This window comes from Desulfosarcina sp. (assembly GCF_055467485.1).
The window spans coordinates 23,773-38,247 of sequence record NZ_JBUOIV010000010.1 but is presented as its reverse complement, the minus strand read 5'-3'; the positions used below and the strand labels follow the sequence as shown (position 1 = coordinate 38,247).

13 protein-coding genes and 1 pseudogene are annotated in these 14,475 nt (G+C 56.6%); 12 read left to right on the top strand and 2 right to left on the bottom strand.

The features are described 5' to 3' along the window. The first annotated feature begins 22 nt into the window (after positions 1–22). The 6 genes from elbB to ACZCED_RS07075 all read left to right on the top strand — a co-directional run bounded on the left by elbB (position 23) and on the right by ACZCED_RS07075 (position 7,514). Positions 23–679: an isoprenoid biosynthesis glyoxalase ElbB gene (gene elbB / locus ACZCED_RS07100; protein WP_464860495.1), complete on the top strand. Its 657-nt coding sequence runs from the start codon at positions 23–25 to the stop codon at positions 677–679. 387 nt (positions 680–1,066) lie between these two features. Further along, positions 1,067–3,487, top strand: coding sequence for an aldehyde ferredoxin oxidoreductase family protein (locus ACZCED_RS07095; RefSeq protein WP_462971164.1), 2,421 nt, complete (start codon positions 1,067–1,069; stop codon positions 3,485–3,487). Positions 3,488–3,538: 51 nt separating this feature from the next. Then, positions 3,539–4,708, top strand: coding sequence for an iron-containing alcohol dehydrogenase (locus ACZCED_RS07090; RefSeq protein WP_462971163.1), 1,170 nt, complete (start codon positions 3,539–3,541; stop codon positions 4,706–4,708). A gap of 54 nt (positions 4,709–4,762) precedes the next feature. Continuing rightward, complete coding sequence (locus ACZCED_RS07085; protein WP_462971162.1) at positions 4,763–6,025, top strand: iron-containing alcohol dehydrogenase; 1,263 nt, start codon at positions 4,763–4,765, stop codon at positions 6,023–6,025. After that, positions 6,022–6,519 carry a xanthine phosphoribosyltransferase gene (gene gpt, locus ACZCED_RS07080; RefSeq protein WP_462971161.1) on the top strand — a complete coding sequence of 166 codons (498 nt, stop codon included), beginning with the start codon at positions 6,022–6,024 and terminating at the stop codon, positions 6,517–6,519. The genes ACZCED_RS07085 and gpt overlap by 4 nt, the downstream gene beginning before the upstream one ends. 2 nt (positions 6,520–6,521) lie before the next feature. After that, complete coding sequence (locus ACZCED_RS07075) at positions 6,522–7,514, top strand: DUF3192 domain-containing protein (protein ID WP_462971160.1); 993 nt, start codon at positions 6,522–6,524, stop codon at positions 7,512–7,514. 83 nt (positions 7,515–7,597) lie between these two features. Here the strand turns inward: ACZCED_RS07075 and ACZCED_RS07070 are convergent. Next, positions 7,598–8,835: pseudogene (locus ACZCED_RS07070) on the bottom strand (TRAP transporter large permease). 315 nt (positions 8,836–9,150) lie between these two features. Beyond that, positions 9,151–9,357: a hypothetical protein gene (locus ACZCED_RS07065; protein ID WP_462971159.1), complete on the bottom strand. Its 207-nt coding sequence runs from the start codon at positions 9,355–9,357 to the stop codon at positions 9,151–9,153. A 272-nt stretch (positions 9,358–9,629) separates the two neighbouring features. On the opposite strand from ACZCED_RS07065, the gene ACZCED_RS07060 reads away from it, so the two are divergent. From ACZCED_RS07060 to ACZCED_RS07035, 6 genes are all read left to right on the top strand, one after another. Then, positions 9,630–10,121 carry a YbaK/EbsC family protein gene (locus tag ACZCED_RS07060; RefSeq protein WP_462971158.1) on the top strand — a complete coding sequence of 164 codons (492 nt, stop codon included), beginning with the start codon at positions 9,630–9,632 and terminating at the stop codon, positions 10,119–10,121. Positions 10,122–10,328: 207 nt separating this feature from the next. Then, positions 10,329–10,754, top strand: a complete 426-nt coding sequence (locus tag ACZCED_RS07055) for a hypothetical protein (RefSeq protein WP_462971157.1) — start codon at positions 10,329–10,331, stop codon at positions 10,752–10,754. Between the two features lie 228 nt (positions 10,755–10,982). Further along, positions 10,983–12,137 carry a lytic transglycosylase domain-containing protein gene (locus ACZCED_RS07050; protein WP_464860494.1) on the top strand — a complete coding sequence of 385 codons (1,155 nt, stop codon included), beginning with the start codon at positions 10,983–10,985 and terminating at the stop codon, positions 12,135–12,137. Next, a complete protein-coding gene (locus tag ACZCED_RS07045) occupies positions 12,134–12,949 on the top strand; it encodes a YpsA SLOG family protein (RefSeq protein ID WP_464860493.1) in 816 nt (271 codons plus the stop codon). The genes ACZCED_RS07050 and ACZCED_RS07045 overlap by 4 nt, the downstream gene beginning before the upstream one ends. Positions 12,950–12,963: 14 nt before the next feature. Continuing rightward, positions 12,964–13,794, top strand: coding sequence for an NUDIX hydrolase (locus ACZCED_RS07040; protein WP_462971154.1), 831 nt, complete (start codon positions 12,964–12,966; stop codon positions 13,792–13,794). Between the two features lie 260 nt (positions 13,795–14,054). Next, positions 14,055–14,459 (top strand): pancreas/duodenum homeobox protein 1, encoded by a 405-nt coding sequence (locus ACZCED_RS07035; RefSeq protein WP_462971153.1) that lies wholly within the window; start codon positions 14,055–14,057, stop codon positions 14,457–14,459. Positions 14,460–14,475 lie beyond the last annotated feature (16 nt).

Here is a 14,475-nt window from a genome sequence, read left to right as displayed (position 1 = left end):
ACTGACAGCGAAAGGAAATCAAATGGCAAAAAAAATTGGTGTGTTATTGTCCGGCTGCGGTGTTTTTGACGGTGCTGAAATCCACGAGGCGGTGCTGACCCTCTTATTCTTGGATCGAGCGGGGGCATCGACCCTGTGCATGGCCCCGAATGTGGATCAACTTCATGTGATCAACCATTTGACCCAACAGGAGGCGGATGAACGGCGAAATGTGCTGGTGGAATCCGCGCGAATCGCCAGGGGCGAGATTCAGGATGTCAGTTCGGTCAGTGCCGGTGACCTGGATGCCCTGATCATTCCCGGCGGGTTCGGTGCGGCCAAAAATCTCAGTGATTTTGCGGTCAAGGGGCCCGACGCCCAGGTCCATTCCGAAGTGCAGCGGCTGTTGGAAGAAATGGCTGACCACTCGAAACCCATCGGTGCCATATGCATCGCCCCGGCAACCCTGACGCGTGTGCTGTCCAAACGGTCTCCGCGGGTAACCATTGGCAACGATGCAGGCACCGCCGCGGCCATCGAATCCATGGGCGGGGTGCATGCCGCTTGCTCCGTGTCTGACATCTGCGTGGATGAAAAAAACAGGATTGTCACCACGCCGGCTTATATGTTGGGGCCCGGTATCAAGGATGTGGCCGCCGGTATCGAAAAACTGGTCACTAAAATTCTCTCCCTTTGCTGAGCGGCCGCATGGACCCGGCAATCATTCCGGAATATTCAGAGCCGGGGATGAAAATCGACTTTCGGCACCGCTCACCATCCACCCGCAAGCGGGGGGCTATCGGTCGCTACCGGGGTTCAATGCCTGCGATTCATTTCGGCTTTCCGAACCGACGCCTTGGAAAGGAATGGTTTCGTTGCCGATCCGACCCTTCCAATGACGATGCCTTCCCGGCGGCAATCAGTAATCCGCGAATTTCAATTATTTCAATGAATAGGGAAGCTGATCGTTCCAGTTGTCCTGTCATTTAAAATGATGTACGGTGTCGAATCGAATCCGAATTCATCATTTTGCCTGGCGTCATCTGCAGGCATGTTGCGCTCACGCCAAACGGTTAGGAACAATTGCATGAAAACAATCGTCGGAACCAGCAACCGGATTGTCCAGATTAACCTGACGACCGGCCAGGTGGATGAATTTCAAGTGGATGCGGATGACCGCCGGCGTTTCCTGGGCGGTAAAGGGCTTGGGCTCAAATTACTCTATGACCGCATGGATCGCGGGATCGACCCGCTGGGTGAAAAGAATTACCTGGCCTTCATGATGGGGGTGCTCATGGGATCCGGCGCACCGTGTACGGGGCGCTTTTCGGCCATCACCAAATCGCCGCTGACCGGCATCATGCTGCATTCGTCCTGCGGCGGGCCATTCGGGATGGCCTATAAGACCGCCGGCTATGACGGGCTGCTGATCACCGGCAAGGCACCTTCACCGGTCATGATCGACATCGATGAAAACCGTGTTCGAATTGTGGACGGTACCGGGTGTTGGGGAATGGATACCCAGGCGGTCCAGAGAGAACTGAACCCGGATGGAAAGGCCGGAATACTGGCTATTGGACCGGCCGGCGAAAACCAGGTTCTGATTGCCAACGTGGCCTCCGGTCATCGGTTCCTGGGTCGAGGCGGTCTGGGGGCCGTGATGGGGTCGAAAAACCTGAAGGCCATCGTTGCCAGGGGTAAGGCCTACAAAATCGTCCCGGCCAATCAAAAGCTGTTCGACCGGGCTAAGAAAAGGGCGGCTGGATATATCGAAAAAAATCCGGTGACCTCCGACGACTATCGCAACTATGGCACCAGCAGCCATGTCAACTGGTGCAACGACGGCGGCATCCTGCCGGTGAAGAATTTTCAGGAAGGCAGCCACCCCCAGGCCGATCAGGTATCTGGCGAGACCATGCGGCAGCGTTACCGCGCCACGCCCAGCACCTGCAAACCCTGTTCGATCATGTGTGGGCACAAGGGCACCCTGGCCGACGGCAGTGTGCACCAGATTCCGGAATACGAAACCGTCGGTCTGCTGGGTCCCAACCTGGGCATCTTTGAACCGGACATGATCACCGCCTTCAACGACCAATGCGGCCTGCTGGGAATGGACACCATCTCGGCCGGATCGGTCCTGGCATGGTGCATGGAAGCCGGTGAAAAGGGCCTGATCTCCACCGGTTTGAAGTTTGGCGTCCCTGATGGTGTTGCCCAGGCCCTTGATGACATGGCCTGGCGACGGGGGTTCGGCGACGAAATGGCCAACGGCACGCGGTTGCTGTCTAAACGCTATGGCGGTTCGGATTTTGCGATCCAGGTCAAAGGACTGGAAATGCCAGCTTACGATCCCAGGGGGGCGTGGGGGCAGGGGCTGGCCTATGCCGTTGCCAACCGGGGCGCCTGTCACCTGTCCGCCACCACCTTTGCCTTGGAAGTAACCTTTGGTTTTCTCAACCCCTACACCACCCGCGCCAAAGCACGATTCGTCGCCTTTTTTGAAAACCTCTACGCCGCGGTCAACTCCCTGCACACCTGCCAGTTTACATCCTACGCTTATGTGCTCGAACCCCCCATCGTCAAATACACGCCCACGTTTCTGCTGCGCCTGATCATGCAATATCTGCCGGCCGTTGCCATCATGCTCATGGACATCAGCATTTTCTCAAAGCTATGGCGGTCGATGACTGGCCTGCGATTGAACCAATGGCAGATGCTCACGGCCGGTGCACGGATTCACGTGCTGGAGCGCACCATGAACACCGGCGAAGGAATATCCCGTAAAGACGATACCCTGCCGAGACGGTTTCTCACCGAAGGACGGGGCTGCGATGCCAAGAAACGGACAGTTCCCCTGCAACCCATGCTCGATGCCTATTACCGGCTTCGCGGATATGATCCCCACGGTATCCCAACCGAAAATACGCTGAAACGGCTGGGGATAAAGCCCAAATGGGACATGGCTACCGACCCGCGGCTGGAGTATTTCAGGATGGTTTCACCCGGCGGCAAACCGGTCAAACGGTTATACCTGTCCATCATGCTCTGGTTCATGGGGCGGGCCATCCAGGCGGCCGCCCGGGTGGATCGGGAGGTGCGCAAGGCCTTCGATACCATCCCCGACGGATTCACCTTCGCCCTGACCGTTGCACCAGAGGGACCGGCCATGGTTGTGGGCAAGGACAAAGCCGGCAAGGTCAGATACCTGGGCGCCAATATCAAGCAGCGCTATATCGATTTGAAGTTGATTATCAAAAACATCGAGGCGGCGATGCTGCTTTTCACCTTTCAGGAGGCCACGGTCACGGCAGCGGCCAGGGACCGACTGATTGTGGACGGGGAACTTCCCGCCGCCTGCGCCGTGGTTCGCATCCTGGACATGGTGGAAGTATTCCTGTTGCCCAGGCGGCTGGCTTCAATGGCGGTCCGGCGATACCCCCAGTGGCCTCCCTTTCGGAAATATGTGGGCCGTGCCCTGATTTACCTGCGTGCAGTGGTCGGTCTTTGATCGTGTCGCGACGCGAAAGTGGCTTCGCTCTAATGAATGGAGGAGTGATCGATGCGTCTGTTTGATGAGTTTTCCTTTTCCTGTCCCTTGAAAATCAACTGCGGTAGCCGTGCGTTGGAGAACTTGCCCGCAGAACTGTCAGCCTTCAATGCCAACGCACCGCTGATTCTGGCCAGTCGTGACCAGGTCGGTAAGAAGCGGATCGGCAGCGTCGTCGATGCCTTCAAAACCTCCGGCCTGACACTGGGCATTTATGACCGCCTGCCGGACCGGCCGCAACCGGATTTGATGCCCGTGCTGGCGCGGATGTACCGGGACGGGGCTTGCGACAGTATCCTTGCCCTGGGGCATGGCGCGGTGGTGGACACAGCAAAATGCTTGAATTTGATGGTTTCTGAGGGTTTTCATGAAAGCGTTGACGAGGCAGGCGAGGAGGCTTCCGACCCAGGGCCGCTGCGTCCCCTGATGCTGGTGGCCACGGCTGCCGGCAACGGTGATGAGGCGACCGGCTATGCCAACGACGGAATCCGGCGACTGTGCTCCCCGCGGCTGATCCCCACCGTTGTTTTCATCGATCCGGCGATGATGGTGGACCGCAATGACCGCGATGTGGTGGATGGGGCGATGATTGCGCTGGTTCATGCCGTGGAGGCGTTCCTCGACGATTCTGCCGGGCCCATGTGCCGCGCCTACGCTCACACAGCCATTGGCCTGATCATGCAACACCTGCCGGCCGCCCTCCGAAAAACGGACCGCAAAAAAAACCTCAGTGCCGTCGTCAATGGCCAGGTGGCGGCCGGTTGCGCCTATTTCAGTTCCTCTCCGGGTATCTGCCATGTCCTGGCCACCGGCCTGAAGGAGGGGACCGACCTTCCCTTGGGCTTTTTAATGGCGATGCTGCTGCCCCATGTGGTGGCTGAGGCAGGGTATAACCAACCGGAGCAGGTGGGGGAACTGCTATACCCCATGGTGGGGGCGGACATTTTCGCCGTGACTGCCGCCGACCTGAAAACACCGCGCACCATTGCCCTGTTTTGGGAATTTTTCGATGCGCTGAATGCCGAGTTGTCTGAAAAAATCCCATCCGCTATCGTTGACAGCGACATGACGGTAGAACAGATTGAACGGATCCGGTCCCATCTGGCCAGCGGTTCCTCCGACGACCACGTGGCGCGTATACTGGAGGGCGCCAGGCGAGGCGTTACGGCGATGGACAACTGAAGTGGCCACCGGTAGAAAACTATTCTTTTCCAATCACTTTCAGAGGAGTTGATCATGTATTTCCCGGGCTACTACGAATTTTTCTGCCCTGTCAAAACTGTTGCCGGCCACCATGCGCTGGAAAAAATACCCCAACTGCTCAACGAATTAGGGGCTCAGCGCCCCATGATCATCACCGATGAGGGGGTTGTCGGTGCCGGCCTGATTGATATCCTCAGCGCGGCCATCACTCCGGGGATCCGGATTGGCGCCGTAGAAGACGATGTTCCGCCGGATTCTGACCTGAAAGTGGTTGTTCGGCTCGCCGGGGTGTACCGGGAAAGCGGCTGCGATGCAATCCTCGCCGTGGGCGGCGGGTCGGTCATGGATACGGCCAAAGGGGTCAATATCCTGGTGTCTGAGAATGCCGACGACCTGCTGCAGTTTTCCGGAGCCGGCATTCTGGCACGTCCGTTGAAGCCACTGATGGCCGTTCCCACCACCGCGGGAACGGGATCGGAGGTGACTCTGGTGGCGGTGATCGCCGACCATGCCCGAAACCTGAAAATGCCTTTTGCGTCCTATTTCCTGTTGCCGGACATAGCGGTGCTGGATCCGCGCATGACGCTGACGCTGCCGCCGGCGATCACGGCCGCAACCGCCATGGATGCCCTGACCCACGCCGTCGAGGCCTATACCTGCCTGGCCAAGAATCCGCTCAGTGACGCCCATGCGCTGTTGGCCATTGAATTGATTGGCCAAAATTTGCTGAAGGTGATAAATGAGCCGGAGAATGCACGCGGGCGACTGGCACTGGCCGTGGCCGCAACGTTGGCAGGCGTAGCTTTTTCCAACGCCATGGTGGGCATGGTCCACACCCTGGGCCATTCAGTGGGTGCGGTCTGCGGCGTGCCCCATGGCACCTGCATGGCAATTCTGCTCCCCTACGGGCTGGAGTACAATATGCATAAAAACGGTCATTTGACCGCCCAGTTGTTGCTGCCGTTGTCGGGGGCGCGTACCTATGCGCAGACACCGGCTCATCTGCGGGCGCAGCATGCCATTGCGGCCATAAGACAGCTGAACCAGCGCCTTCACCAGGAGACCGGTGGACGCCACGCCAGGTTTTTCAAGGAGATCGTGGGTCCGGACGGCGGTGCCCGGGTGCCGGTGGATAGCATTGAAGCCATAGCGGACAAAGCACTGGGGGATGGAACCATATTGTGCAATCCCGAGGAACTGGACCGCGATGACCTGTTGATGGTCATGTCCCACGCCTGGGCGGGCACGCCTCTGGACCGGAACCTCGTGAGAAAGGGCGGGCTGCAAATCCGATGACCATCGGCCGGGAGAACACTTACCATCGTACCTATCCCATTTCATGGGAGCAATTGCACCGGGACGCCCGGGCCTTGTCCTGGCGCCTGGTCGAGCTGGGGCCCTGGAAAGGCATTGTCGCCATCACCCGGGGCGGCCTCGTACCCGCCGCCATTATTGCGCGGGAACTGGATATCCGACTGGTTGACACCGTTTGCGTTGCAAGTTACGCTGGCCGAAATCAGGGCCAGATTCAGGTGCTCAAATCCACGACCGGTGACGGCAACGGCTGGCTGCTGATCGACGATCTGGTGGATACGGGTAAAACGGCTAAAAAGGTTCGCGAAATGGTTCCCCGGGCCCACTTCGCCACGGTTTATGCCAAACCGGCCGGCCGGCCCCTGGTCGACACGTTCATGACCGAGGTGAGCCAGGATACCTGGATACTGTTTCCCTGGGATTCGGAAATCCACTTTGCGCAACCCATTGCGGGACAAAGACAGCAGGATCAATAACCATGATCCCCGTACCACGGAAGAAGGAGATTGGTGCAATGCGAATCGGGGTGGTCGTTTTCATCGCAGCGTTAACGCTGACCGCTTGTGTCCATCTGGACATCAACAAAACCATCAGCGCCTTGAACAGAATCCAACCAGGAGACTCCCAGGAAGCTGTTTTTGAATCCCTGGGGCCGCCAGATATCCGGAATGATATCAGCGACCAGCGTTTTGTGGCATTTTATCAGACAAAAGCCGGGGATGGATCCGGTGAACCGGTAACAGCGGAGTTGTGCACACCGATCGCTTTTGAAAACGGCACGGTTGTGGCTGTCGGCGGGGACATCGCCGAACGCTGGACCCGCGAAGAGAATGAGCGTCTCCGCCAGGCGGCCATCGCCGAAAATGAACGGCAGCAGGCCGAAATGGCAGAGGCTGCTGCACGGCGTGCAAAGGCTGCCCGTCGGGAAAAAATCGAAGCCCTGGAAAACGAAGTCAAACCGGTTCCGGCCTCCAATGCCGCTCTGAACCTGAAGCTGTACCGCCAATTGCTGGCTCTGGATCCCGACAATTCAAGGTACCAGAAAAAGGTGGCGCTTTACGAAGAACGACTGACCCAACAAAAAAAAGCCCAACAGGAACGCGCCATCCGTTCAGCCAATGCGAAACGCCGGCAGGCGTGGGAGCAGGCGCGCGAGGGACGCAACGCACGGCTGAGGCAATACACCGGAAACGGCATTGCAGAGATGGCTGTACACGACATGGGCAACGGCATGCTGTATGTCTGGGTGAAAAATGTCAGCAGACAAATTATCACCACCCATCCCGATCATTTTACCCTACTTGACCGCGATAACAACAAGGTGACGGGTGAGTTCAGCGAGAGCCTGGACAGCGTGCTTGAACCGGGCAGCATTTCCCACGGCAAGATAGAATACAACCGTGAGATCGAACCCAAGGAACTCATCTTTCAAAACCGGGAGTCGGGTCGAATCTCCAAGTCATTCCAATAATCGCCGCCGCACCCAAAAAGAAAACCGCACGATCCGAGCAGCCGGCGTGCGGTTTTTTCGTTCCAACCGATTAGGATGCAGGTTCATTTCATCAATCCGGGCAGATACAAGGCTATCTGGGGGAAGGGTATCATGAGCAGCACACCGACAACCAGGGCAAGGAGCAGGGGAAGGACGCCTTTGAAAATGACCTCAAGAGGAACGGTTCGGGCGACTCCGCTGACCACATAGACCTTGACGCCCACCGGCGGCGTGATTGCGCCAATCTGGGTGACCAGAACGATAATGACCCCGAACCACATGGGATCGTAGCCCATGGAGATGATCACCGGGTAGAAGATGCGGACGGTCAGCATGATGAACGCCAGGGTATCGATAAAACAGCCCCCCACCAGATGCACGCCGATGATCAGCGCCATTATGAGATAGGAAGGTAGATTGAAACCAGTCACCCAATTGGCCACATCGAAGGGAATCCGGGTGATGGCCGGAAAATGACCGAAAATGGTGGCTCCGGCCACGATCACCAGAACTATGCTGGAGATACGGGTGGTCTCGAACAGTGCCCGGATGAGTCCATTACCGCTGATATTGCGGCGGATGACGGCGATGAAGAGCGTGCCCATGGCGCCGATGGCGCCAGTTTCCGTCGGGGTGAAGATGCCGAGGAACAGGCCGCCCATGACCAATCCGAACAGGATCAGCGTCTCCACTATTTACCGGACAAGGATTCCAGTTTTTCCTTGCGCGTCGTCCGAGGACCGCGGGGTGCCAGATCAGGGCGCAGGGTCACCCAGATGACCACGGTCAGGATGAACAGAGCCGTCAGCAGAATCCCCGGAACGATCCCCGCCATGAACAGTTTGCCGATGGACTGCTCGGTCATGATCCCGTAGATGATGAAAATGACGCTGGGCGGAATCAAGATGCCCAGGCTCCCGCCTGCATATACCACGCCGGTGGCCAGACTGTCCTGATAGTGATGTCTTTTCATTTCGGGAAGGGTCACGGCGGCCATGGTGGCGGCCTTTGCGTTGGCCTAACCGCAGGTGGCGGAAAAGCCGGTGCAGGCTCCCAGCGTGGCGACGGCCATTCCCTCGGGACAGTGACCGATGAACGTGTAGGCGACTTAGAACAGCCGGCTGCTGATGCCTGAATGAAAGGCAATCTGGCCCGTCAGGTTGAGCGCCGCATCCACGGTCACGAGACCGGCGAAGCCGGCCACGCCTACCAGGGCCATCAAAAAACCGACGGGCATCTCGGTGAAAATCAGGATGAACAGCAGCATGAGGCCGGTGACGCCGGCCATGGTAAGGCTCATTAACGATTCCTTATATCTTGTCGGATTGACAGGGTTGTCGACGGATCGGCACTGTTTTCCGGGGCAGGGTTGAATGCCTTCAGGGACCATGACGCGCAACTGGCGAACCGCACAACATCGAGCATGGCGCATCCCGCCGCGATACCGTTGAAAAAAGAGGCCAGCCGGCCCACCAGACGTTCAATCCGATTCACCGCCGCGCCCCGGTCATTTTTGTCCATCGATGGCGTGGACGAGCATGTCGACGTAGCCGCTGCCGTCCGGCTGTCTGGTCGTCGCACCGGAAATGTAGGCGTCGATAATGGGGCGCACTTTCTACTTCCAGCGAAGCGACTCGTCGCTGCTGAGTTCAAGGATTTCGTTCTTCAGGCTGTTGGCATACGCAAGGCTCTCCCTGTCGCCTTGATCCCAGCGCTCCCCATGGACATCGATCCACTTGCGGCTGTTCGATTCAAAAACGCATTGGATCTCCGGACCCAACGAATTCCATTTGGCTTTGTTCATTACCACAAACATGGTCATGGTCTACCCAACGCGGTTGCAATCGGAGGTGTACTTGACTACTTAGAATTCCTTTAAAACTTGAATTATTAGTGACAATCATACAGGAATAATTACAAATAAACTTAAACAAATACTACTGATGAGGGGGTGTTTCCCAACGGTGTAAAGGACTATGAAAATAGGCTGCAACTTGATATAAATGACTATTGCGTTCAACCGGTTTTTGGAAAAATGGCCGCCGTTTCATATCCGAGGAGGGGGTATGCGGTATGCGCGGCTATAGAGGACAAATGAACAGACCCAGATACCCGATCACCCAGGCCATACGATTCCTGCGCGACAGGCGGGTGAAATTTCATACGTTCATGTATACCTACACCGAGCGAGGTGGTGCCCGCCAGGCAGCTATGGAATTGAATATTCCCGAACATCGGGTGGTGAAAACCCTGGTGATGGAGACCGACGCGCAGTCACCTCTGCTGGTACTCATGCATGGTGACCAAGTGGTGTCGACCCGGACGCTGGCCCGGGTGATCGGTGCGAAAAAAGTGTTTCCCGTCCGGCCCGAAAGGGCCTTGAATTGCACAGGATACCAGGTCGGCGGCATCAGCCCTTTCGGTACCCGGCAGAACATGCCGGTCTATGTACAAACCACCATTTTGGACATGGAAACGATATACATCAACGGTGGCAAACGCGGGTTTATCGTGGCCGTCGATCCGGCTGTGCTGGTGAGGATCCTGCCGGCCATCCCTGTCTCCGTGGCGGCTTCCTCAGGATAACCCGGTTGCGCAAACCGCGTTGGTCGTGATGAAAAAAAACAACCGCCAAACGGTTTCTGCGGCCTCGGACCGGCTAGTACTTGCAACAGACCCGCCGGGTGCTCTATATTCGGGACAAACTAACTTGCGGCAGGCCTGCCATCAATGCAGATGCCGAACAGGAGCATCAAAATAAGGTAGGCATTCATCTCAACGGGAAGGAAACCCATGCCACGTAACGATCTGGAATCTCTGGGAACCGTCTGCCAACGCATCAGCCTCAATATTCCTGAAACCTGCCCGTGGCGATGGGACAAAGAGTTCAACCTGGCCCTGGCGGTAATCGACCGTCAGGATGAAATCATGGTTGAGCTTCCGCTGACGCTTGAATTTTCTTACAAATGGGATTTCACCACCATTAACGATGCCGATGCACCTGTCCGCGATTATTTCCAGTCCGGTTTCGGTCTCGTGCCCGGCCAGAAGGTGTTTACCATGGATCCCGTTAACGGGGTGGTGCTTTATGCGGCGTGGTGGCCATGGGGCGATGATGAGCGGATTTCCCTTCGTCTGGGTTTGGTTTCCGTAACCGGCGATAAACTGGAAAACGCGGAGATAAAAAGCTTGATCTGCCGTTGGTTGAAACTGGATTAGGAAACCAAACACGTACCTGAGAAAAAAAGTGGGGCGTTTCCAAAAACGCCGGCCAATGTAAAGAACTCGCCCCGAGTCACGATAGCGAGCAAGTGGCACTCGTTATTCCTCCCTCGAGTGACAATCGGATCAGACTGATTATGATAGGGTTTCAACCGTGTTGCGAGCCATCGGTTGCTGCTGAACCAACCCACTCATCCGCCAGGCGTTGGCGGACAATTGAAATTCATGAATAAGACAATGCTCATCATGCCAAACCTTGCCATATACACCGTCGCGATCCTTGTCAGCGTGCTGTTTCCCCGCCTGAGCCTGGCCCATGCGATCGAAGATGACCTGCTGCTATCGGCGCTCAAGCTTGAACAGCCGATCCGGTTGTGCGGGGAAACGGTGCCTGCTGACGATCCACAGGTGCTGGAGCGGTTCGAGAAAGAGATGCTGGTCGCCATGGGAAACCGTCCCCAAGTGATTCTCTGGCTGAAACGGACCACCCGCTATTTCCCCTACATTGAACAGATGCTCAGGGAAAATGGACTACCCGACGACCTCAAGTATCTTGCCGTCGCTGAAAGTGCCCTCAGAATGCACGCCGGGTCCAGTAAAGGCGCGATGGGAGTCTGGCAATTGATGCCCCAGACAGCCAGAAAATATGGATTGGTCGTGGATGACAATTTTGACGAACGGCGTAATCTATATCTAAGTACGCCGGCAGCGCTGACATACCTTAAAGCGCTCTACGAACGATTCGGTTCCTGGAGCCTTTCCCTGGCAGGCTATAACATGGGGGAAGAGGGCCTCGAAGCTGAAATCCTGGAGCAGGGCGTCACCAACTATTATCAACTCTACCTTCCCCTGGAAACCCAGCGCTTCGTTTTTCGTATCCTGGCCATCAAACGCATTGTCGAAGCACCCCGGAATCATGGATTTGAACTCTCTGCAAGTGATTTTTATACTCCGGAGACGTTTTCGACGGTTCGGGTCAATGCGTTCACGGATCTTCCCCTGCGTTTGATCGCCAACGCAGCCAGAACCGATTTTAAAACGGTCAAGGAGTTCAACCCGGAAATACGGGGGCATTACCTGGCTGCCGGGACACGCAACGTAAACATACCCGATGACGGTGAAGCCGGGTTTCATGACCGTCTGGCAGCCCTGATCGAAGCGGACGCCAAAATTCGCAGCCAACGCGTTTACGTGGTCAAGGAGGGAGACAGCCTTTCAGGAATCGCCCAGAAGTTCGAGGTGCCCCTTGCCGCACTGCTCATCTGGAACCGCATCGGCTTGAGCAATGTGATCCATCCCGGTCAGCGATTGGTTATTTTTCCTGCAGCCGGTGGGATAAAGACCGACCTGAAAGACATCGAGGGAGATGAGAACGGATGATCGAGAAGATCATTTCCGGCGGGAAGCCCGGTGCAGCAGTGGCTGCCCTGGAGGTAGCCGTCAAACTGGGATTGGCCTATGGCGGATGGTTCCGTGAAGGTGAGCTGATCCCCAATAAATTTTCCCTCGACCGGCTGTCGGTCGCTGATAAGCGATCGATCACGGAAAAGTCTGTCGAGGCCAGCCACGGCACCGTCTATTTCACCACCGGAGAAACGGCTTCCATTCGACTGGAAACAACCCGAAAAACCGCTTTGCGGCAGAACAAAGCCCTGCTCATTCAGGATCTTGAAGGGGAAAATGGATTTTCCGCATCCCGGCGGATAGCCAGGTGGATCGCCGAGAATCGAATCAAGGTGTTGCATGTTGACGGGGAGGGTGAAAACCGCGTCGACTATTCGGTTGCGGACAAGGTATCCAAAATCCTTGAATCGACCTTTTTTCTTTCAATGATCGAAACCGGCATCACTACGCCGCTGATGTCGGTCGTCGAACAGGAGCGTCTGCCTCAACGGGAAGATCCGCCCCGAAGCATAAAGGCGGCAGTCGATCATCTGGAGCGGACCCTGTCGCTGAAAGACAGGGCTGCCATTGCCAACATGACTGCGGACGAACTGGTTTCACTGCATTTTACACTGGGAAGCTATATCAACAACCATTTCGATCTGTTCACCGCCAACACCGGGTTGCTGACGGATTGTCAGCGCCAGTCGGGCCAGTGGAACCTGGAAACCAAGGACGTGGCCGCCGTGATCATCCGGGCACTCTGGAAGCGGTTGCGCGCCACATGCCGGATCCGAATCGTTAAGTGAGCCAGGCAACACCGATGGAAACCACCATGCCAGCGCTGCCCCGATCGCCCGAATCGTTCATCCGACTCGTACAGGAACGGCTTCACCATCTGTCTCCAGCAACCTTCGCTTTCAGTGCCAATGGCGACCTGAGTCTACACTCTGCGGTTCTTTTCCTGCTGGGAAAAGATGGCGACGGGGAGCCGTATTTGATCCTGAACAAGCGTTCGCAGCGAGTTCGCCAACCTGGAGACCTTTGTTGCCCGGGTGGCGGCATCGCACCGATAATCGACCGACTGCTGGCCAGATGGCTCAATTGGCCGAGAATGCCATTGTCCCGGTGGCCCCATGGTTCGTGGTGGCGGCGACACCGAAAGACTGATTTTTCGAAGCTGGCCCTGCTCCTGGCCGCTGCCTTGCGGGAAGGATTTGAAGAGATGCGGCTCAATCCACTTGGGGTGAGATTTTTGGGCCCCATGCCTGCCCAGCATCTGGTCATGTTCAAACGCGCCATTTACCCGATGGTAGGATGGGTGAACAACCAGAAACGCTTTTTCCCCAACTGGGAAGTGGAAAAAATCATCACCATCCCGGTGGCGGCGTTCTTCGATGCCGCTAACTATGCACGATATCGAATTTCGTTCAAGACCGGCACCCCCGGGGAACCGGACATGCCATACCGGGATATGCCCTGTTTTGTTCACCGTCACGATGGCGACGATGAACTGCTGTGGGGTGCCACCTACCGGATTACCGAACGGTTCTTAAAGACGATCTTCGATTATGTGCCGCCCGCGATGACTTCATTGCCGGTCATCCACCGCCGATTGGGCCGGCGCTATCTCGAGGGCACTTTACCCCGATGATAAGCCGACGTTGTGCCTGCGCTATGGACAGGGCGGTTGATTTTGGATGGACGCTAGTGTAGATGAACGGTCAGGTTCGGACCGCGATAGGAAGTTTGATTGAACCTCTCCGCGGCAAGCCGCGGGGAATCTTTACAGTAAGGATAAAAATCGATTTCCTGTTCGCTCGCTAACCCCGCCGCAAGCGGCGAGAAATCGCTCGCTATGGCGGTTCAATAACGGCTGCACGAGTGAGGATTCGAAGCTGAGGAACCCAATTGATGCACACACCTTCATGCAAGTCGATTTTAAATCAACGCACGCTGGACGAAATTTTCCCATCGGACCGCGCGGATCGGTTTTTCGCTGCCCTTTTGGGTGATGCGTCAGAAGGCGCCTATGATATCACCCTTACCTTTGCAGGGGAAACGGACGATCAGATCGATCTCGAATTTCAGCTCAAACAGCGACCCGGAAAGTGCCTGGCCTGCAACCTGACCTACGGCCTTCCCGAGGTGTTCATGCGGCACCCGGTGATCGATGTCGCCGACGTGGTGCGGCAGATCAATTCGCTGATGGTCAATGGCAAACAATGTGCTGAATGGACCTTGGGGCGCACCCGGGAAGTGTCGCGCGCCATACATGTTCTGCCCCTGACCGTCAGACTGATCCCGACTACTCCTTAAATCCCAAGTAGCTGGC

Coding starts and splice junctions, on each gene's coding strand:
- ACZCED_RS07050 (WP_464860494.1), top strand. CDS start 10,983: ATGAATAAGACAATGCTCATCATGCCAAACCTTGCCATATACACCGTC.
- ACZCED_RS07085 (WP_462971162.1), top strand. CDS start 4,763: ATGTATTTCCCGGGCTACTACGAATTTTTCTGCCCTGTCAAAACTGTT.
- ACZCED_RS07075 (WP_462971160.1), top strand. CDS start 6,522: ATGATCCCCGTACCACGGAAGAAGGAGATTGGTGCAATGCGAATCGGG.
- ACZCED_RS07040 (WP_462971154.1), top strand. CDS start 12,964: ATGGAAACCACCATGCCAGCGCTGCCCCGATCGCCCGAATCGTTCATC.
- ACZCED_RS07035 (WP_462971153.1), top strand. CDS start 14,055: ATGCACACACCTTCATGCAAGTCGATTTTAAATCAACGCACGCTGGAC.
- ACZCED_RS07095 (WP_462971164.1), top strand. CDS start 1,067: ATGAAAACAATCGTCGGAACCAGCAACCGGATTGTCCAGATTAACCTG.
- elbB (WP_464860495.1), top strand. CDS start 23: ATGGCAAAAAAAATTGGTGTGTTATTGTCCGGCTGCGGTGTTTTTGAC.
- gpt (WP_462971161.1), top strand. CDS start 6,022: ATGACCATCGGCCGGGAGAACACTTACCATCGTACCTATCCCATTTCA.
- ACZCED_RS07060 (WP_462971158.1), top strand. CDS start 9,630: ATGAACAGACCCAGATACCCGATCACCCAGGCCATACGATTCCTGCGC.
- ACZCED_RS07055 (WP_462971157.1), top strand. CDS start 10,329: ATGCCACGTAACGATCTGGAATCTCTGGGAACCGTCTGCCAACGCATC.
- ACZCED_RS07090 (WP_462971163.1), top strand. CDS start 3,539: ATGCGTCTGTTTGATGAGTTTTCCTTTTCCTGTCCCTTGAAAATCAAC.
- ACZCED_RS07065 (WP_462971159.1), bottom strand. CDS start 9,357: ATGACCATGTTTGTGGTAATGAACAAAGCCAAATGGAATTCGTTGGGT.
- ACZCED_RS07045 (WP_464860493.1), top strand. CDS start 12,134: ATGATCGAGAAGATCATTTCCGGCGGGAAGCCCGGTGCAGCAGTGGCT.